The organism is Gilliamella sp. GillExp13, from assembly GCF_001690815.1.
Lineage (GTDB): Bacteria > Pseudomonadota > Gammaproteobacteria > Enterobacterales > Orbaceae > Gilliamella > Gilliamella bombi.
Genome location: NZ_LZHJ01000059.1, coordinates 1 through 21,658 on the forward strand (window position 1 = coordinate 1; position 21,658 = coordinate 21,658).

At 35.2% G+C, this 21,658-nt stretch carries 14 protein-coding genes, 1 other RNA gene and 1 pseudogene; 6 read left to right on the plus strand and 10 right to left on the minus strand.

All coding sequences use genetic code 11. The features are described from left to right. Positions 1–608 (plus strand): IS3 family transposase (locus A9G37_RS04005; protein WP_065574693.1); only part of this gene is annotated, 608 nt, incomplete at its 5' end. A 2-nt stretch (positions 609–610) separates the two neighbouring features. Here the strand turns inward: A9G37_RS04005 and A9G37_RS12085 are convergent. Continuing rightward, positions 611–778 carry a helix-turn-helix domain-containing protein gene (locus A9G37_RS12085; RefSeq protein ID WP_081297642.1) on the minus strand — a complete coding sequence of 56 codons (168 nt, stop codon included), beginning with the start codon at positions 776–778 and terminating at the stop codon, positions 611–613. Between the two features lie 360 nt (positions 779–1,138). On the opposite strand from A9G37_RS12085, the gene rnr reads away from it, so the two are divergent. Together rnr and rlmB are read left to right on the plus strand one after the other, a co-directional pair. After that, a complete protein-coding gene (rnr, locus tag A9G37_RS04010; RefSeq protein WP_065574694.1) occupies positions 1,139–3,574 on the plus strand; it encodes a ribonuclease R in 2,436 nt (811 codons plus the stop codon). A gap of 27 nt (positions 3,575–3,601) precedes the next feature. Then, positions 3,602–4,363: a 23S rRNA (guanosine(2251)-2'-O)-methyltransferase RlmB gene (rlmB, locus tag A9G37_RS04015; protein WP_034910645.1), complete on the plus strand. Its 762-nt coding sequence runs from the start codon at positions 3,602–3,604 to the stop codon at positions 4,361–4,363. Between the two features lie 950 nt (positions 4,364–5,313). On the opposite strand, the gene A9G37_RS04020 is transcribed toward rlmB, so the two are convergent. Continuing rightward, a complete protein-coding gene (locus A9G37_RS04020) occupies positions 5,314–6,774 on the minus strand; it encodes a catalase (protein ID WP_034910647.1) in 1,461 nt (486 codons plus the stop codon). 852 nt (positions 6,775–7,626) lie between these two features. Between A9G37_RS04020 and A9G37_RS04025 the strand changes: the two genes are divergently transcribed. From A9G37_RS04025 to A9G37_RS04035, 3 genes are read left to right on the plus strand one after another with little or no spacing between them, the layout of a single operon-like run. Beyond that, on the plus strand, positions 7,627–10,155 hold the full coding sequence (locus tag A9G37_RS04025) for a TonB-dependent receptor plug domain-containing protein (RefSeq protein ID WP_162162642.1): 2,529 nt from the start codon (positions 7,627–7,629) through the stop codon (positions 10,153–10,155). A gap of 57 nt (positions 10,156–10,212) precedes the next feature. Continuing rightward, the gene (locus A9G37_RS04030) at positions 10,213–11,943 is read left to right on the plus strand and encodes an ABC transporter ATP-binding protein/permease (protein WP_065574695.1); all 1,731 of its coding nucleotides are present in this window, start codon (positions 10,213–10,215) and stop codon (positions 11,941–11,943) included. A 5-nt stretch (positions 11,944–11,948) separates the two neighbouring features. After that, positions 11,949–14,747 carry a M16 family metallopeptidase gene (locus A9G37_RS04035; RefSeq protein ID WP_065574696.1) on the plus strand — a complete coding sequence of 933 codons (2,799 nt, stop codon included), beginning with the start codon at positions 11,949–11,951 and terminating at the stop codon, positions 14,745–14,747. Positions 14,748–15,153: 406 nt separating this feature from the next. Here A9G37_RS04035 and A9G37_RS04040 read toward each other — a convergent pair whose 3' ends face one another. From A9G37_RS04040 to epmA, 8 genes and pseudogenes are all read right to left on the minus strand, one after another. Continuing rightward, on the minus strand, positions 15,154–15,699 hold the full coding sequence (locus A9G37_RS04040; protein WP_065574697.1) for a 5-formyltetrahydrofolate cyclo-ligase: 546 nt from the start codon (positions 15,697–15,699) through the stop codon (positions 15,154–15,156). Positions 15,700–15,727: 28 nt separating this feature from the next. Continuing rightward, positions 15,728–15,909: non-coding RNA, 6S RNA (gene ssrS / locus A9G37_RS04045), on the minus strand. Positions 15,910–15,974: 65 nt separating this feature from the next. After that, positions 15,975–16,259: a cell division protein ZapA gene (zapA, locus tag A9G37_RS04050; RefSeq protein WP_034910649.1), complete on the minus strand. Its 285-nt coding sequence runs from the start codon at positions 16,257–16,259 to the stop codon at positions 15,975–15,977. Positions 16,260–16,266: 7 nt separating this feature from the next. Continuing rightward, positions 16,267–18,123: a 1-deoxy-D-xylulose-5-phosphate synthase gene (gene dxs, locus A9G37_RS04055; RefSeq protein ID WP_065574698.1), complete on the minus strand. Its 1,857-nt coding sequence runs from the start codon at positions 18,121–18,123 to the stop codon at positions 16,267–16,269. Between the two features lie 27 nt (positions 18,124–18,150). Further along, on the minus strand, positions 18,151–19,026 hold the full coding sequence (ispA, locus tag A9G37_RS04060) for a (2E,6E)-farnesyl diphosphate synthase (RefSeq protein WP_081297647.1): 876 nt from the start codon (positions 19,024–19,026) through the stop codon (positions 18,151–18,153). Further along, complete coding sequence (xseB, locus tag A9G37_RS04065) at positions 19,013–19,261, minus strand: exodeoxyribonuclease VII small subunit (protein ID WP_065574700.1); 249 nt, start codon at positions 19,259–19,261, stop codon at positions 19,013–19,015. The genes ispA and xseB overlap by 14 nt, the downstream gene beginning before the upstream one ends. A 66-nt stretch (positions 19,262–19,327) precedes the next feature. After that, a pseudogene (gene rmuC / locus A9G37_RS04075) lies at positions 19,328–20,398 on the minus strand (DNA recombination protein RmuC); the annotation flags it as partial. 284 nt (positions 20,399–20,682) lie between these two features. Beyond that, positions 20,683–21,657: an elongation factor P--(R)-beta-lysine ligase gene (epmA, locus tag A9G37_RS04080; RefSeq protein WP_218059300.1), complete on the minus strand. Its 975-nt coding sequence runs from the start codon at positions 21,655–21,657 to the stop codon at positions 20,683–20,685. Between the last annotated feature and the right edge of the window lies 1 nt (position 21,658).

Sequence of the window (21,658 nt, forward strand, 5' to 3'; positions counted from 1 at the left end):
GACGCCGAATAGGTCGAATCATGGCGAAAAATGGCTGGGTTTCGAAATACACCTGTAAAAAATATTGTATTCATACAGAAAAAAGCAATGAATCGCCGGTGGGGAATGAACTGAATCGAGAATTTAATATAGGTCAACCACGAAAGATATTGGTGACCGATTTAACCTATGTAAGGGTTAAACAACGTTGGCACTACCTTTGTGTAATTGTTGATATCAGTAATCGAGAAATAGTGGGGCGAAGTGCTGGCAGGCATAAAACAGCGGCACTGGTCATGCAAGCTATGAGTCAAATTCCAATGAACTTACAGACGATTGAGTTGTTTCATTCTGATAGAGGAAAAGAGTTTGATAATCATTTGATTGATGAATGTTTAACAGCATTTGGAATTAAACGGTCTTTAAGTCGCAAAGGCTGCCCCTATGATAACGCAATTGCAGAAAGCACATTCAAAGCAGTGAAAACAGAATTTGTGTCAAATACTATTTTTGATTCACTGGCGCAACTTAAATTGGAATTTAATCACTATGTGGATTGGTTTAATTATAATCGACTTCATTCAACATTAAATTACCAGTCGCCGATTGAATACAAAAGAAATCGATGACCTTATCTTTTTGGTACTAAAAAGTGTGGACATACCACCATTTTTATCTCTCGACTTATTGTCGAAGGATGTCTATTGAGTAGCTGGGCTATCTCTTTTTTATTCTTTCCGGCTTGTAATAATACGAAAATTTGGTATCTTTCCTTCCTAGAAAGGTGATTATAATACATAGCAATCTCCAAACTGTGGTGGTACGAAGGTGCTAGTATAAATCACCTTTCTACTTTCTTCACTCCACCGTGTTTAAAATTGCACTTCATGTTTGAATCCAGGTGATTTAAAAATTATCATTAATATAAATCAACATAATACGATTTATGTAGTACTGTAAAACAATTATCTATTGAATTATGACTCTTTAGCAGTGACATTAAGGCTCAATACGTTATTTTGATACGGATGTTGATGTTTTTTATGTTTTTATAATTTATTTTTATAGATTTTGATTCTTGGTTATAAATTGAATCTTCATTTTAAGTTATACGACTCTGTGTTATGCTACAGTTAATATTAGTCACAGGATATTCCTTATGATAAAAGATCCTTTTTTTGATCGCGAAGCCGAGAAGTATGATTCCCCAATTGCTAGTCGAGAACTTATTTTAGATTACCTTAAACAAGAAGCAAAACCAGCAAGTTTAGAAAAAATTGCTCAAGCTGTTGATATTAAAAATGAAGAGCAAAAAGTGGCATTGCATCGTCGTTTGCGCGCAATGGAACGTGATGGACAAGTAGTTTTTACACGCCGTAAATGTTATGCCTTGCCTGAAAAGTTTGATATGGTTAAAGGCAGTGTGATTGCGCATCGTGATGGATTTGGTTTTTTACGTGTTGAAGGAAGTCCTGAAGACTATTTTTTATCACCAGAGCAAATGAAAAAGGTTTTACAAGGCGATATAATCTTAGCTCAGCCAATGGGAACTAAATATCGCGGAAAAATGGAAGCTCGTGTTGTGCGAATTTTAGAGCCACGCAATAATCAAATTGTTGGGCGGTATTTTATTGAGCAAGGTGTTGGTTTTGTTGTCCCTGATGATAGCCGTTTAAACTTTGATATTTTAATTGCGGGTAAACCTAGCCGCACGGTTCGTATGGGAACGGTGGTGGTGGTTGAGTTACAACAACGCCCTGAACGCCGTCAAAAAGCTGTTGGCATTATAAAAGAAGTGCTTGGCGAAATGATGGGGACTAATTTGGCGATTGATATTGCTCTGCGGAATCACGAAATCCCTTATGAATTGCCAAAGGCTGTTGAGAAAGAGGTAAGCAAATTCACTGAACAAGTGCCAGAAAGCGCTAAAAAAGGGCGAAGAGATTTGCGACAATTACCTTTGGTAACAATTGATGGTGAAGATGCCCGTGATTTTGATGATGCGGTTTATTGCCAAAAAAATCGTGGTGGTGGCTATCGGTTATGGGTGGCTATTGCAGATGTCAGTTATTATGTTAGACCAGATAAGGCGTTAGATAAAGAGGCTTGTTTACGGGGGACATCGGTTTACTTTCCATCACGAGTTGTACCAATGCTTCCAGAAGCATTATCTAATGGGCTTTGTTCGTTAAATCCGCAAGTTGATCGCTTATGTTTAGTTTGCGAAATGACCGTCTCCAATAGAGGGCGTTTAACAGGGTTTGAGTTTTATGAAGCGGTAATGAACTCGCATGCTCGGTTAACGTATACTAAAGCGGCTAAGATTTTAGATGGTGATGAAGAACTTCGTGAACACTATCATGAATTAGTCCCTCATCTTGAAAATCTTTATGGACTTTATAATGTGCTTGATAAAGCACGGGTTATTCGTGGTGCGATAGGATTTGAATCAGAAGAGCCGAAATTTGTTTTTAATGCCGATAAACGTATTGAAAGTATTGAACTGGCACAGCGAAATGTGGCACATAAAATTATTGAAGAGTGTATGATTTTAGCCAATGTTTCAGCGGCAAAATTAGTGATTGGTGCCCAAGTGCCATCATTATTCCGTGTGCATGACAGACCTGATGAAGATCGAATGAGTAACTTGCGCAGTGTATTAAGTGAACTTGGTTTATCACTTGGTGGTGGTGCAAGTCCTAAACCTAAAGATATTGCCGAATTAATGAAAGTGGTTGAAACACGCCCTGATCATGATATGTTGCAAACCGTGATTTTACGCTCTATGAAACAAGCTATTTATGACCCAGAAAATCGAGGACATTTTGGTTTGGCACTTGAGGAGTATGCACATTTTACTTCGCCAATTCGCCGTTACCCTGATTTGCTTTTGCATCGTGCTATCAAATGGATTTTAGCTGATGAAAAACATAAAACCAGTAAAACAGGGGGGTATCGTTATGATACAAATGAAATGCTTTACTTTGGTGAACACTGTTCAATGACCGAACGGCGAGCTGATGAGGCCGTACGTGATGTGGTGGATTGGCTTAAGTGTGATTACATGCAAGATCATGTAGGTGAAGTATTTAACGGCTCTATTTCAAGCGTGGTTAATTTTGGTTTCTTTGTGCGGTTGGACGATCTATTTATCGATGGTTTAGTGCATGTGTCATCGCTTGAAAATGATTACTATTTTTTTGATGCCTCGCACAATCGCCTAGTTGGTGAAAATACACGTTTTACTTATCGTTTAGGCGATAAAGTGCAAGTGAAAGTCGATAATGTTAATCCAGAAGAACGTAAAATTGATTTTTCATTGGTTGGCAGTAATAATAAGCCAAAACGTCAGGGTAAAACGGCAAAAGATAAGTCCAAACAAGTCAAAAACGATCAAATTGCCGATTTACCAATAAAACGAAAGGGCAAAAAATCAACCAGTAAAAAAAGTAGTGCGAGACCAAGTACTAAATCAAGTACACAAAAAAAGGTAAAATCAAGCGCTAAATCAAACATGAAAGCAAGTGCTAAAGTTGAAGTGAAAGCCAAAAGTAAAAAACGTAGTAAATCTAAATCAACGAATAAAACTAAATAGTTAATAAAATAAAAGAGTAACAAATAAATGAGTGAAACAGTTTATGGCCTGCACGCCATTGAAGCATTATTAGCACGTTCGCCAGAAAGAATTATTGAAGTATTTATTATTAAAGGGCGTGAAGATAAACGCCTTCTTGCCGTTGTGCGTCAATTAGAACAACTTGGCTTGCCAGTTAAAGTTGCTAATCGCCAATGGTTAGATGAAAAGTCAAAAAACGGCGTGCACCAAGGTATTTTAGCCATGGTTACGCCGAATCGAGGTTATCAAGAAAATGATATACCTATGCTCATGGAACAACAGCCAAATCCAGTTATTTTAATTTTAGATGGTGTGACTGATCCACACAATTTAGGCGCTTGCATTCGTACTGCCGATGCCGCTGGGGTTGATTTTATTATTGTGCCAAAAGATCGCTCCGCACCGCTCAATTCAACGGCACAAAAAGTTGCTTGTGGTGCAGCTGAAAGCGTGCCTGTGGTTAGGGTGACCAATTTAGCCCGTACAATGCGAATGCTGCAAGATGAGTACCAAGTTTGGATTGTGGGCACCGCTGGAGAAGCTGATAGAACGCTTTATCAAACAGACTTCTATAAAACATCAACACAGACCGCACTTGCATTGGTAATGGGTGCTGAAGGTGAAGGTATGCGTCGTTTAACCAAAGAACACTGTGATGAATTGGTGAGCATTCCAATGGCAGGTATTGTGTCATCACTAAATGTATCGGTTGCAACTGGTGTTTGTTTATTTGAAATTGTTCGGCAAAAATCAGCTATCAGAACCTAATTTAGATGGTTATAACCGTATTGGCTACCTAACTATTTAAGTTTCATACGAAATCAATAGATTAGTTGAATCTTCAATACGGTTAATTAAAACAATCGTAAAAATATATTAGCAAGCATCTTTTTTATTATCATGAATTTTTCATTTGTCTTTAAAAAATTAAGTAAACAAGTGAGTATAATTTTGTCAAAAAGTTTCAGGTAACCCTACGTTTCAGTAAAAAATATTGTTTTTTAGATCGTTAAATGCTTTTTAACAAGTTGCGATCTTATTTTTATTTATACTCGTGCGTACTGCCTAATATTTTATCTATGGGAAAACATTTATCATTGCTTGAAAATACATTTCTTATATATTTTTTCAATCCAAAAAATTGAGTAGTGACAGCATAATAAAATAGCTGGGTATATTATAAAATTAAGGGTAACACCTGATGATATACACAGATATGCAATAATTGCGTCAATATCTAGAACTAATGTATTGTGATCTCCCATAATGAATGGGCGGACAATCCATGAGATAAAGTTTATTAAAACACCAATAACTATCCCACAAAAGATTAAACCTGACGGTCGTTTTATTTTATCTAGCATAAAGACTGAAATAAGAATAAAACAGAAATAACACAAGCAATACAATATTAAAAAATGAGATTCTGGTGTACTGTGTTTTCTTATAAACTGATAACACCATTGATAACTTAACAATCCTCCGACACAATTAAACAACAATATAACAACTAGACTAATGATTTTCATCGGAGAATCCTTTTAACTTCAATCCGTTATATAATTTTACTGCAATCTATGCTAATAATATGTAACTTTGCTAAATTGATGGAGTGTTTTTATAAATTTTGTACCGTGATCAATATATATTTGTGTATTTAGTTACAGCCAATAATTAAAAATGCCGACTAAAATTGTCGGCATTTTTATTTTTAAGTACTAACTTTTTATTAGATCAATATCAATCCCTAATCTTTTGGCAATTCCTGAACCATAATCAGGATGGACTTTGTAGAAGTGTTTGAGCTGTCTGATTTGAATGTCTCGATTTACGTTTTTCATAGAGCCAACGATATTATCAATAAGCAGTTGTTTTTGATCAGGCTGCATTAAATTAAATAGTGCGCGTGGTTGTGAGTAATAGTCGTCATCAACACGATGATCATGCCTGTCCATTGTGCCAGCTGGTACATGCATTGGCGGTTCGGCATATTGTGGTTGTTGTTTTGGTGCGCTATCGACGCTATTAGGCTCATAATTAGGCGCATTATCTGGGCTATAAAAGCGCATTGCGCCATCGCGTTGATAATTATGAACAGGGCATTTTGGAGCATTGATCGGCAATTGTTGATAATTAGTACCAATACGATAGCGGTGCGCATCGGCATAAGCAAAAATTCGACCTTGAAGCATTTTATCGGGTGATAAACCCGTTCCTGGCACTACATTACTTGGTTCAAATGCTGCTTGTTCAACTTCAGCAAAATAGTTTTCTGGATTACGATTCAGTTCCATTACGCCGACTTCGATTAATGGGAACTGTTTTTGTGACCAAACTTTAGTAACATCAAATGGGTTTTCAGGATGGTTGTTAGCTTGTTCTTCTGTCATTACTTGTATGTAAAGTCGCCATTTTGGATAATCTCCTCGCTCAATGGCTTTGAACAAATCTTCTTGTGCTGAATCTGGATTAGTTCCATCCATTTCTGCTGCTTTTTTAGGATGAATGTTTTTTATTCCTTGCTCAGTTCTGAAATGCCATTTAACCCAAGTGCGAACGCCATCTTTATTGATTAAGCTATAAGTATGGCTACCATAGCCGTGCATATGGCGGTAACCATCAGGGATTCCGCGATCAGAAAATAAAATAGTAACTTGATGAAGTGATTCTGGTGATAAAGACCAAAAATCCCACATCATTTGTGGATCTTTTAAGTTGGTTTTGGGATCACGTTTTTGGGTGTGAATAAAGTCAGGAAACTTTAATGCATCACGTATAAAAAATACAGGTGTATTATTACCTACTATATCCCAGTTGCCTTCATCAGTGTAAAATTTTACCGAAAATCCACGAGGGTCACGGGCGGTGTCTGATGAGCCACGTTCTCCACCAACTGTTGAAAATCTTGCAAAAAGAGGGGTTTGTTTACCTATCTTAGCAAATATACTAGCGTGAGTATATCGAGTGATATCATTTGTTACCGTAAAGGTACCGTGTGCGCCAGAGCCTTTGGCGTGTACACGTCTTTCAGGAATATTTTCACGGTTAAAATGGGCTAGTTTTTCAATGAGTTGATAATCATCAAGCAATACTGGACCTCGGGGACCAGCAGTTCGAGAGTTTTGATTATCGGCTATTGGGGCACCGTTATTGGTGGTTAGTTCTTTTTTTTCTGACATTGCAACACTCCTTTATATGATATTAAAAAAGCCTTGAGGGATAAATACTCAATCGTTTTTTGAATATTGTGTCCCAGAGACTTTGTTTGGGACTTGTAGAGCGTGATAAAAAAGATCATTTTTAAATTGATCTTACCTACTTTAAAAAAATATATTTTACTTTTCAAGTAGAATATTTTTTATTTGAAGATATTACAAATATTTGTTTGTAAAACATTAAGTTGTTTGAATAAAACCTTTAATAATTACTTCATACCTGTTCAACTAACATAATCTATTATAAACGTCGAACTGTTTACATTATATGCTTAAAATAATCCTCTAGAAAACTATAAGGTATTTTATCCAAAATCGCTGAAACTTCTGTTTTCTATTTTTTGAATCGCTAAATATTTGCCGGTTGATGCCATATCATCATTCAAGTGCATATTAATCTTTCGGCTTTCTTATTCGTTGCTTGGCTAGCAGGTTGAGTGAATTTTTCATTTATATGAGGGTTATCACCTATTTTATTGGTTATTGGTTCTAAATAGATCAACTCTTGTTAAAAATATTCAGGAATCTATACCGTTTCAGTATAAAAACATAGTGCGTTTAACAGAAATGATTTTTGGTTACATCTAAACATTAATACAAGGGGGGCGCAAACTACTGATTAGCTACTATTTTGTTACGATGGTAAGGCCCCTATGTGTATATAGGAGTGCTCTATTTGATAGCAAATTTATTCTTTTCGATTGACAAATATAAATTTTATGATGAAATGTTATTAAGAATGATTATCATTATTATTATAAAGTGAAAATTTAATGATGAATGCATCGTTATTATATTTGTGGATGGATTTTTTACATGAAAAAAGTAGTAATATCGGCTTTACCTTTGTTGTTAGTTAGTTATAATCCTGCAGTTTTCGCCAAGCAAAATCAAATCAGTCAAACTATCGTCGAAAATAGTGATGATGAAGTCAATAATCAAGATGATGTTATTGTTGTGACATCACCTATTCCTAAAATATCGAAGCCACAATCGGTTGATTCTGCTCAAATAACGCAAATGAATACAGGTGATGGTAACATCACCGATCTATTAAAGACGTCACCAGCAGTACAAATGTCTAATAGTAGTTATAATGGTATGACTCAAGGAGAGATTAAACCCGCCGATATCTCAATTCATGGCAATACTAGTTATCAGAACAATTATCAGTTAGACGGCGTTAGTTTTAATAATGATGTCGATCCGGTTGATCCTGGATTAGGGGTAACCAATACCCGTGTCGATAGTGATGAACAAGGTCTTTACATTGATAGTCGTCTAATCAATGAAATTAAATTATATGACAATAATATTCCTGTTGAATATGGCGGGTTTACAGGCGGTGTTGTGGATGTGATTAGTCGTCATTGGAATCATGAGACTAATGGTAGTATTTTTTATCGTAGAACTCACTCTTCATGGAATAAGACACATGTTGATCCAGCAATTAATTTTGATAGTTCAGCAAATGATGCAAGTCATCCGAGTCGATTTCAACCTAAATATAGTAAACAAAATTTTGGTGGTTGGTTTGAAACGGGGATTACCGACAATCTTGGTTTGATGTTTGCTGCATCTAGAAGAGAATCGGATATTTCTTCAGTCACTTATCAAGGACCTTCATTATTATTAGAAGGAGATGATTTGATTGAAATTCGAAAAAACGGTGGCATGAAAAACCAAACACGTGTTTCAGATAATTTTTCATCTAAATTTACTTGGTATGCTACTGATCAAACAATCGTCAATATTTCGGCCAATTATTCTAAGTATGATAATTATTCCTTTGCTGCAACTGTAGCTAATTCTGGCTATGATACTAAGCACAATGGGTTAAGCATGGCGTTGCAACTAATGCATGAGTTTGATTTTGCCAAATTAGATGTGACGACTAGTTATCAAATGCTAGAAGATAAAAGAACCAATGATCAAAATTATTTTGTTACGTTAGTTGATTATTCTGACTGGCGAAATCCCGTGCAATATCATTCGGGAGGCGTCGGTAATTTAACCACTAAACAAAATAATTGGGGATTTAAATCAAAGCTTGAGTTTATGCCTATTAATTGGTTGAATGTAACGCATGAGCCCTCTATGGGGTTTGAATTGACAAAAACCAAAGCTCGCTATATTCGCAATGAAGATTTTTATCGTTATACCTATACTGGTACATGGGATTCTCTTCCTTGGCTCTCTTTTGCTGATCATGCTTCAGTTTTCCAAGCAGGTCGTTATCAAGCAAGCTATGATAATTACACACTATTTGCTGATGATACAATGCAATATGGTCGCTTAACTGTTCGTCCAGGGATACGAATTGATTATGATAGTTTTATTAAAGATGCCAATCTGGCCCCAAGATTAGTGACTAGTTTTGATGCTTTTGGTAACGGTAATACGGTCTTAACTACGGGGTTTAACCGTTATTATGGCCGTACTATGATGGCTTATGCTTTATATGGTGCACAAAATGCAGGATTAAAGAACTGTTATTATTTTTGTACTCCTGGACAAGTTGATGAAGATTGGATAAGTTCAAGCGATTTTGAGGGGTTAGATTCACTTTCTACGCCTTACAATGACGAAATTAGCTTAGGCATTGAGCAAATCGTAGATAATAGTTTATGGCAATTACAATATGTGCATCGTAAAAGCTATGATGAAGTTCGCAGTCGCCCTAAATATAATAATGGTAGATCAAATGTTCGAACCTTTGATAATTCTGGGCGTAGTAAGCATGATACTGTTTCACTAACGGTAAAAAATAGGCTACCTATTGAGTTTTATCATGCTGAACATACAGCATCAGCATCTATTTCATGGCAGCAAAGCAAAAGTAATTCACCTAAAGAATTAGGATATGCGCATTATGATCCAGCAAATAACGTTCGCCATGATAAAGTTTGGTATAACGGCAAAATAATTAATGCATCGGATTTACCCGCAACAGATTTTAATATCCCTGTTAAAGTCAATGTTGAGCTCACAAGTAAGATCCCTGAATATGATTTAACTCTTTATAATTTACTACAATGGCAAAGTTCACGGCATCAAGCTGTTCGCTATAGCAACCAATATTACATAGATCCTAATACGGGTAATAAAATGGCAAAATACGAAAAAGAACGCTTTGCCAGTACTTTTCGGTGGGATACTAAACTCGGTTGGACACCAAGTTTTGCTAAAGGAGCTAATTTTTCGGTAGAAGTTAATAATATTTTAAATAAAAAAAATGTTATCGATCGTTATGTTTATGGTGCTGATAAGGTTGGTAATGATAGAGTTGTCAATGCTTATGCTCCAGGTCGTCAGTTTTGGATTCAAGTTGGTTATGACTTCTAATTTACATAAAACGTTATACTTTTGTCAAAATAATATAAATTTTAGTGCCGCATAAATATGCAAAAAATTAAACAATTTTTATATTTAGTAAAGCCATTTTGGTGTTCATCAGCATCAAAGGTGGCTTGGTTATTATTACTTTCTGTTGTCGTATTAAGCTTATCTACTGTATGGTTTAATGTTAAATTAAATCAATGGAATGGTGATTTTTATAATGCTTTACAGACTTTAAATGGGCAAATTCTTTATCGTTTATTAGGCGATTTTATTGTTCTTATTGTTATTATGATTTTGGTTGTTGTGTACGCTGATTATTTACAAAAGAAATTGTTAATAATTTGGCGTCACCATATGACAGAAAAGGTAACTAAGCAATGGTTATCTAAACATTCTCACCATTATCACCTTAAATGTAGGCAAGATAAACTAGATAATCCCGATCAACGTATTGCGGAAGATGTTTATTTACTAATCAAACAATCATTGGATTTATTGCTTTCATTTTTGCGTTCATGTATGACGTTAATCTCTTTCACTGCCATTCTTTGGACGCTATCTGGTACTATTTCCTTTACTTTGCTATCGATAGATATTTATATTCCAGGTTATATGGTTTTTGTCTGTCTTATTTATACATTATTAGGAGTTATTTGTACGCATGCTATAGGCAAACCATTACATAAGATTAATGTGGAAAAACAAAGAAGTGAAGCTGATTATCGTGCAGCCTTGATTTATTGTCATCAATCTAGCGAAGCAATTGCTGGTCAACATGGTGAAAAACAAGAAACAGCTAGATTACAAAACAAATTTACTGCTATTATTCATAATTGGCAAAATTTGATGAGTAATGAAAGAAATCTTTCATTTTTTAGTGTAGGTTATCAACAAGTTTCTTCTTTAGCGCCCATTTTTTTTGCCTTACCGGCATTTATTGCTGGCTTAATTAATTTAGGTGGTTTAATGCAGATTAGGCAAGCCTTTATGCAAGTTTCATCGGCATTAAGTTGGTTTATTTATGCATACCGAGATATTGCTATTTGGCAAGCAACGGTAACTCGGCTTTATCATTTTATTCGACTTTTAGATGAGCTACCTGAAAACACTGTTATCCCATCTACCAATAAGGATAAGTTACTCGATGCACAAGTAGTATTACGAAGTGCGGATAATCAGCAGGTATTATTATCAACTAATATTGAGTTAGCTAAGGGAGATACTCTATTACTTCAAGGGCTTTCTGGTATAGGCAAATCGACACTATTAAAAGCCATTAGTGGTTTTGGGGCAAACTATCAAGGTGTTATTCAACGCACAGATAATTATCTGTGGATCCCACAAAAAATTTGGCTTAGCTATGATAGATTAGATAATTTATTGACTTATCCAGCGTGTCGGCAAAGTTTTGCTCGAGATGCACTAATTGAAACGTTGTCATTGGTGGGTTTAGATAAATTAAATAGTGAATTAGAAACGGAAGATGATTGGAGCAACCGTCTATCGGGTGGGGAACAGCAACGCTTAATGTTTGCTCGATTATTACTTAATAAACCCGATCTGATATTATTAGATGAAGTAACTTCCGCATTGGATTTACCAAGCGTTTATCAACTTATTTCGTTATTACAAGAAAAACTGTCTGAAAGTGCTGTGATCTTTGTTTCTCATCAGCCGATACAAAATTATGTTAAATACATGATCAATTTAGATACTACTGTTACTCCGTCAAATCAACAATCAACTAAACTGCGCAGTAATGCTGTTAATATGTTTGTATCTAAGGTTTAAATACTATGTTAAAAAATTATTTATATTGTACTTTATTTATTTTATTGCTAAATTTTCCTCATTTATGTTGGGCAATAACGCCAATTGACACTGATCCTGCAATAGAAACTTACCAATTAGAGAATGGTTTAACCGTTTATCTACAACCACGCCCAAAAGCAGGATTAGAATTAAGGTTAATTGTGCACAGTGGTTCCTTGCAAGAAAATGAAAAGCAACTAGGTTTAGCACATTTTGTTGAACATATGGCATTTAAAGGAACAAAAAATTTCCCAGATAAATCAAGTTTTAAGTCGCTAGAAGAGCATGGTATTCATTTAGGTAGCCATATAAATGCGGCGACCAGCTTTAATTCTACTGTATACCGTTTGTCGTTACCAACTAGTACAGATCAACAGGTAGAAAAGGGATTAATGGTATTATCTGATTGGGCTTATCATATTTCTTTTGAATCGAAAGATTATGAAAGTGAACGCGATGTTATTATCGAAGAATGGCGTTTACGACAAGGTGTGGCTTATCGTATTAATACTATCTTAGATGAATTACGTTATCATGGTAGCTTATATGCTGATCGAGCACCGATTGGTTCGTTAGATATTATAAAAAATGCGCCTGTAGAAGAGGCGAAAACCTTTTATTCCAATTGGTATCAACCTCAAAGAATGAGCCTAGTTGTTGTAGGAAACTTTGATACTAAAGTCGCAAAACAATGGATTGCTAAGTTTTTTGGCCAACGTCCTCGAGGTAATGCACCTGTTGATGTTCCTCAATTAAGGGCTTTTGCATCGCAGAGTGAGCCATTAGTTAAGATTATTCTTGATCGTGAACAAGGGCAAAGGATAATACAATTAGCATTACAACGTAATTTGCCAACAACCTTAAATACACCACAAGGCATAAAAGAAGACGTTTTTGATCTAGTCTGGTTAACACTACTTAATCAACGGTTATCGTTATTGGTAGAAAATCAGATATTGCCTAATTCTCAAGTTAATCAACAAGGGATCTTATTCGATGATAAACGTATGCAATATCTTATTTTTGCACAGCCAAAAGATCAACAGTATTTAGATGCAATAAAGCATCTTTTTACTGAATTACAGCGGATGTCAACCAATCGTGTATCTGAAATTGAATTGCAGCAGATAAAAACGCAAATCTTGACAAAATTAAAACAACAATTAGAAAATGAAAGTAATTATCAAAATGATTATTTAGCTAATCAATTAGTTAACAACATCACCAATAGTTTGCCCATACAAAATAAACAGCAACAATTAACACAAACAGAAAAGATTTTAAAAAAGGTTAATACAGAACAATTGCAAACAATGGTGGCTGAAAGGTTAAATAGTGCTGATTTACGGATTGCTATTATTGGACCTGATAGTGATGAAGAAGCTATTAATATATCTCAAATCAAACAATTATGGCAATCTATTAGGCAAACTCAGCTTGGTGACTTTTCTTTTAAAAAGGTGGACGTTAAGCTTGATATAGTACCGTTAGAGCAAGGAAAGATTAAAACAACCCGTAACATCAGCGAAATAAAAGCATATGAGTGGCAATTAAGCAATGGACTTCGTGTTATTGCTCGTCCTGATAATACTTTATCAAGTGATGTTGAAATATTATTACAAATTCCAGGAGGATTATCCCTAGATACCTATCAACAATTAGGTATTATGCGTTGGTCTCAAAGATTGGCTGAAGCAAGTGGATATGGATCTTATAGTGCAGCAAAATTAAACCAATTTGAACGGCAACATCAAGTTAGCGTTTACCCTTATGCAGAATTACTTTATCATGGTTTACGTGGAAAAGCCCCCAATGATCAATTAGCATCATTATTTAAATTATTCTATTTGAAATTAACAGCGGCTAATTTTGACCCAGAAAGATTAGCTAAGACCAAACAAAAATTGGGCTTGGCTTACGAAAAAAAACCTGTTGAAAGACAATTTTTAGATTTAATCAATAAAAATGCTTTTAACCATGGCGAGCGATTACTCGTTTCGCCAAAAGGACCTTGGATCAATTTTACTGTTGATCAACTTAAACAATACTATTCACAAACGTTTAACTTACCGCTATCAGCTAATATTATTATTTCTGGACGTTTTAATATTGATGACATTAAGCCATTAGTGGAACGTTGGTTTGCAGGTTTACCTGTTGTTGATAGGAAAACGACATGGATAGATAATGGTATCACACCAATTCATCATTCAATGCAAAAAGCCTATCCAATGGCTAGCAGTGATAAGTCGATGGTCAGCATACTTTATTCTGAGCAAAAATCATGGCAGTTGAGTGATCAACTGAAACTTGAATTACTTGATTATATTGTTAATTTAAGGCTACGTCATTATGTAAGGGAACAAGCGTCTGGTGTTTATACGATTATTTTTTCTCAACAATTGATTAAATATCCGACTTCTTATTATTTGGCTAGGTTAAATTTCACCACGGCACCAGATAAGGTTAACGCTTTAACTTTACTGGCTGATAAAGTGATTCAATCAGTAGCACATGATGGTATTACCTTAGATGAACTAGAGCAGGCGAAAAAATCATGGTTACTCGATCATCAAGAAAAGGTGACAAGTTCTACTTATTGGTTAACAGCTATGGCACAAATAGCCGCTGATGGAGATCGTTTTGATGAGTTAAAGACACAACCAAATATCATTGAAGCTATCACATTGGAGGATACCAATCATTTAGCGAAGCAATTATTAGGTAAAAATCCAAAAATTTTCACTTTATTACCAAAAGAAAACAACAGTTTGAATCAATAAAATTATTAATTTTGTTATGGAGTTAAAGTAATAAGCCAGCATATGGGGTATTACTTTTAATCCTATATTTTAGATATTTTTATACGGGTAATCTCTATGTCCTACTCTCATAATTATGATCGGCTTATTGTTTAATCAAACTTTTAGTGACAAAAAGATGCCTTATATAAATAAAAATATGGTTTCCAGTTTAAACCATGAGCCATTAAATTTGCTTAAACAACGGTATTTTATTTATTTTAGGTGTCTAATTATGGCAAGTCTTCTTATTTTGAATCTTCGTTTTCCTAATAAACTAATTTTTATATCTAGGCTGAATTTCTAGATATGAAGGTAAAACTGTTACAATTTATTCTTTATAATAAGAATGATTGTAATTTATAGTTTCAATAAAAAACAAAACAACTTAAGCATAGATAATTTCAGGTAATTGAACATCCCAAGGTTTGTTATCAATATGTTGGACTTTTTGGCAAGCAAAAGCAAGTCCAATTGGTAAAATTTGTTGAGTTTGATAATTTGCTAGTAATCGGTCGTAAAATCCACCCCCCATTCCCATACGATAACCTCGTTGATCGAAAGCAACTAGTGGCGTAAAAACAATGTCGAGTTGATGGTAAGGAAGTACATTTAATACATTTAACTTTGGTTCTAATATACCAAATTTATTTTTTATAAGTTGAGTTTGGCTAGTATATTTTAAGAAGAGTAAATGTTTAGAGGAAAAAGGGTGAATAATAGGTAAATAGACAGATTTATTTTGTTGCCATAAATAGTTAATTATAGGTTGGGTTTCGACTTCGCCATCAAATGATAAAAATATGGCAATATTTTTTGCTTTGTTAATCGCTTGGTGACAGGCAATTTTTTGATATATAACGTGTTGTGCAATGTCTCGTTCACTGGAAGATAATTGTTGCCGTTTTTGACGAATGATTTGCCTTATATTCATCAGTTTTCACTGTTGTTTAAAAGTAAAAGAGTGCTCCAAGATGTCGTTAGGGTCGTAACCCTTGAACCCAAGGTTCAAGGTGAACATTGTGTTTTAATTTTTAGGTTTCCTTACAAGTAAGGCATACACACCAATTAAAAGTCACTCCGTTCTTAAGTTTAGAATATCGGCTCAGGGGACTAACCCATATGGCGATCATCTCAGAGTCGTGTGCTATAATACAAAATTTGACGGATCATACAATATTATTTGTATTAAATTTACAATTCAAGTAGTTAATTATTAGGATTTAGGGCTGAATCGAGTAATTGTTGTAACATTTTTAACCGATCGCCAAATTCATTGCTTTTTTCTTTTTCTTTTGAGAGTTCGTAAGAAATGTTTAGAGCTGCAGTCATAATAAGTTGATCACTGCCAACATGTGGAGACTTTTCTCGTAAATTTGTTAAGCGCGCATCTAAATCTTTTGCGGCATTGTTAAGTGCGTCGACTTCATCAACAGGACAATTAAATTTTAATGTTCGTCCAAAAATTTGAATAGTGACAGCTTGAGTTTCCATATTTAACCTATTGATTCATAAAACGATTAATTTTATCGATAATGTGTTTTTTATCTAGTCCTATTTCTTGCCTTATTTCGCTTTGAGAGCCTTGAGAAATAAACTTGTCAGGGAGTCCAATATTTAAAATATCACATTTTATTTTTTTCGATAATAAATATTCACAGACGGCGCTACCTGCTCCGCCTTTGATACTGTTTTCTTCGATGGTGACAAGTATATTATGAGTTTGGCTAATGTGCAAAAGGACTTTTTCATCTAATGGTTTAACAAAACGCATATCGATAACTGTAGCATTGATTTGTTCTGCAGCTTGTAAAGCTTCGGTAATTAAAGAGCCAAAATTTAGTAAAGCAATATTTTCACCTTGCCGGCACAATTTAGATTGTCCCAAAGGAATTGCTGTTAATGGGATTAATGGCGTTCCAGTGCCTTCACCACGGGGGTAACGTACTGCTGCAGGACCATTATGTAAATAGCCTGTGTAGAGCATTTGTCGACATTCGTTTTCGTCACTCGGTGTCATAATGACCATATTGGGTATGCAGCGTAGATAACTTAAGTCAAATGCACCTTGGTGAGTTTCACCGTCGGCGCCGACAATTCCTGCACGATCGATAGCAAACAATACGGGTAAGTTTTGAATAGCAATATCATGAATCACTTGATCATAAGCGCGTTGCAAAAAAGTTGAGTAAATAGCTACAACAGGTTTTAATTCACTAATTGCAAACCCAGCAGCAAGGGTTACCGCATGTTGTTCGGCTATTGCAACATCAAAAAATTGGTCAGGATAACTATTTGCAAATTTTGTCATACCTGAACCTTCTCCCATTGCAGGGGTTATTGCCATTAAACGTTTATCATTTTGCGCCATTTCGCATAACCAATCGCCGAATACTTGCGAATATGTTGGCGCAACTTTTTGAGTAGTAGGTAATATACCATCATTTGGATTAAATTTTGGTACGCCATGCCATAAAGTCGGATCTTTTTCAGCTGGTGCGTAGCCTTTGCCTTTTTGTGTTATTACATGAAGCAGTTGTGGACCCTTTAATTGGCGAACTTTTTGTAAAGTTGCGACCAATCCATTAATATCATGTCCATCAACAGGACCTATATAATTAAATCCAAGTTCTTCAAATAAGATAGCCGGTGTGACCAATCCTTTTAAGTGTTCTTCAGTTTTTTTAACAAGTTCTTTTAATGGTGGAATATTAGCTAATATCCGTTTGCTATTTTCCCTAAAAGATGTATAGGCTTTACTTGATAAGATTTGAGTTAGATGTTGGTTAAGTGCTCCAGTATTTGCAGAAATTGACATATCATTATCGTTGACAATCACTAGCATATCTGGCTTAACATGACCAGCGTGATTCATTGCTTCAAATGCCATACCAGCAGTTAATGCTCCATCACCAATAATAGCGGCTACTTTTTTACCTGATTGTTTTTTTTGTTCGCTAATTGCAATACCAAGTGCTGCACTAATTGAAGTTGAAGAATGACCTGTGGTTAGCACATCATATTCACTCTCATTACGATGAGGAAATGGATGAAGTCCCCCTTTTTGACGAATAGTGAGCATTTGGTCTCGTCGACCAGTCAAAATTTTGTGAGGGTAAGCCTGATGACCAACATCCCAAATAATTTTATCAAAAGGTGTGTGATAAACATAATGCAAGGCTGTTGTTAATTCAACAACGCCTAGTCCCGATGCTAAATGACCACTTGATTGACTTACGCATGCGAGTAAGTATTGCCTCAGCTCGTGACAAATAGACGATAACTGTGACTGAGGAAAACGTCTTAGATCCTTAGGCGAGTTTATTTGTTTTAACAAAGGGTAATTATCTAAATTCATTATGTAATGTTGTATTTTAGCTAGTTATTAACTATTGCGATTAATAATATAACCAGCAAGTTCCTGTAATGGCTGATTATTATAAGGTATTTGTTTTAGACTATCGATAGCTTGCTGATAGAGTTGCTGGGTTAGTTTTACTGCGCTATCTAGCCCAATTAATGCAGGGTATGTACTTTTTTCATGAGTAATGTCTGAACCTTGTGGTTTACCCATAATAGATTGCTCGCCAATTATATCTAAAATATCGTCTTGAATTTGAAATGCTAGCCCAATTGCCTCAGCATAGCGATCGAGCATTAGCTGATAAGGTTTAGCTATTTCACCGCATGCAAAAGCACCCAAACGGATTGCCGTTTTGATCAATGCTCCTGTTTTATAACAATGTATTTTTTGCAAATGTTCAAGACTAATTGATTGATGTGTGGCCTGTAAATCAAGTGATTGACCAAGGCACATGCCATTAACGCCACTGGCATGTGCAAGTTCAGTTATCATATTAATTTTAGTTTCATCATCGATTAATTTACTTTTTGCTAGCATTGAAAAGGCTAAACTTTGTAAGGCGTCACCGGCAAGTATTGCTTGAGCTTCACCAAATTGGATATGGCAGGTTGGTTTGCCTCGGCGTAAGTCATCATTATCCATTGCAGGTAAGTCATCATGAATTAATGAATAAGTATGAATTGATTCAATGGCAGCAGCGGCTTCATCTAACTTAGAAAGGGGGCAATTAAACATTTGTCCGGTTAAATAGACTAAAATAGGTCGAATTCGTTTTCCACCAGCCAACAAACTATAACTCATTGCTTGTTGAAGTTGAGATGATTCAATTTGTGAAATATAGGTAGTTAAAAACGAGTCAATTCGTTCTTGTAATGGTTTTAAATTATTCATTATCATCATTTGAGAATTCTGAAAGTTCGGCGTCACTATTTTCAGATAATAAAATCTGAATGCGCTGCTCAGCTTGTTGTAACTGCTTTTGTCCTGCTTTTGCTAATTTGATTCCTTTTTCAAACTCATTTAGTGCTTCGTCTAATGGTAGATCACCGTTTTCTAATTGAGCTACAATGGTTTCGAGCTGTTTAAGTGTCTCTTCGAAACTTACTTCTTTGTCTTGCTTTTTTTTTGCCATATTCAATTCCTCTTTGCGTGCGATGAGTATACACTTATTTCCCCTAATCGTGAATCTAGGTTTTGTTTATTTACTCTCATTTTCGTTATTCAATTCATTCATTGATAATAAGGTAATATCTGGATTAATCGGTTTTTTAACTTCGATACCCATTTCACGAAATCGTTCAATTTGTCCAATTACATTGCCACGACCTTTACATAATTTGTTCATGGAATTTTGATAGGTTTGTTGAGCTTTGTCTAAACAATTGCCCAGATTTTCCATATCTTCAACAAAGCCACGCATTTTGTCATATAATTTGCTTGCTCTATCGGCAATAAGTTCAGCATTACGATTTTGATATTAAAACCGCCATAAATTATGGATAGTCCGTAATGCAACTAATAAAGTAGTGGGGCTTACTATCATAATATTACTTTTCAGAGCATCGTTAATTAATGTTGGGTCATTATCTATTGCACTTAAAAATGCTGGCTCGACAGGAATAAACATCAAAATATAATCTAATGAATTAATTCCAATAAGTTTATGATAATCTTTTTGACTAAGTTGTTTTAAATGGTTACGCACAGCCGTTAAATGTTCGGCCATTGCTTTTGCTTTAACGTTTTCGTCATCACTATTAAAATGGCGTTCGTAGGCAACCAAGGTCACTTTAGAATCAATAACTACATCACCTCCTTGCGGTAAGTGAACAATGACATCAGGTTGTAATCGTTGATTGTTTTCGTTGGTTAGATTAACTTGTGTTTCGTACTCATAACCTGAACGTAATCCTGAATTGTCCAGAATTTGACTTAGAATAAATTCTCCCCAATTCCCTTGGGTTTTGTTATTGCCTTTTAACGCATTAGTTAGATTGGTTGCTTCTTTACTCATTTGTTCATTAAGTAGTTGCAAGTTACGGATTTCATGCGTCAGTGTGTGGCGTTCTTTTGCCTCTTCTCCAAAACTATCTTGTACTTGTTTTTTAAAACCTTCTAGTTGCTCTTTTAGTGGCGAAAGTAAAAAATCAAGGCTTTGCTTATTTTGTTGTTCAATCTTTTTGCCACTCTGTTCAAAAATACGATTAGCTAGGTTTTCAAACTGAGTCGTAAGCCGTTGTTCGCTTTGTTCTAGTATGGTTTGTCGTTCATGTGTTGCACTTAACGTTTCTTCTAAACGCGTTTTGAGTTCGCTAATTTTAACATTCTGCGCTAGATTTTGTTGTCGATACTGCTCTAATTCGTGTTCGAGTTGTTTTACTTGAATTATTAAAGTTTGGTTTTCTTCCTTTTTTTGAATTAGTTGTAGATCGAATAGTTGCTGTAAATTATTAATTGTTAATTGAGATTTTATAGCAAACACAAATAACATTAAGGCAACAATCCCAATAATAATGGCAATCCATTCTGTGAATCCTAAAGCATTGAACATAATTAAGCCCTTTCAAAAGTAAATGACATTACATCATTCAAGCTATTACAGTTTAGAGCAAGCATAATTAAACGGTCTAATCCGATAGCAACTCCAGCACAGTCTGGTAGCCCAGCTTCCATAGCGGCCAGTAATTCAATGTCAATATTCTGAGCTGGTAGGTTTTGATTAGTACGATCTAAATTATTTTGTTCAAAACGCATTCGTTGTTCTTGGGCATTAGTCAACTCTTTAAAGCCATTAGCAAGTTCAACACCTTTGTAATAGAATTCAAATCGGTTAGCTACACGATGATCTTCCGGGCTAATAGCGGCTAATGCCGCTTGTGATGATGGAAAGTTAAATACAGCAATAGGTTTGTCTTGACCAATATGTGGTTCAACGCCGAAAGTGAATAAGCATTGTAACAATCCATCTTTATCATAATTATCTGTGTTAAGTCCGATATCAAGCTGATTTGCTGCATTAGCTAAGGTTGCGTGATCGGCTTCCAAAGGGTCAATATTAAGATGTCGTTGAAATGCTTTTTGATAAGAGATGCGTTCAGCAGGTTCACAATCTAAAATAGTTTGTAATAGATCATCGACTTCATTAATCATTTGCATCATATCAAATTGAATGCGATACCATTCTAACATGGTAAATTCAGGGTTATGATAACGGCTGACTTCTTCATGATTACGAAAACATTTACACATTTGATAAATTGGACCACTACCAGCAGCTAGTAAGCGTTTCATATGATATTCAGGGCTGGTAATTAATGACATGTTTCGCCCTTGTTGATCATCGATTTCACCAGGCTTTAAAAACTTAGTGTGAAAAGAGCTTAAATGTACGTCTGTTACTGCATATTGGCTTAAGGTAGGTGTTTCGACCTCTAAAATACAGCGATCAGCAAAAAATTGACGAATTTGAGAAACAATTTTCGCGCGCTTAAGTAAATTATTTATAGGTGCAGAAGGTTGCCAAGTCATA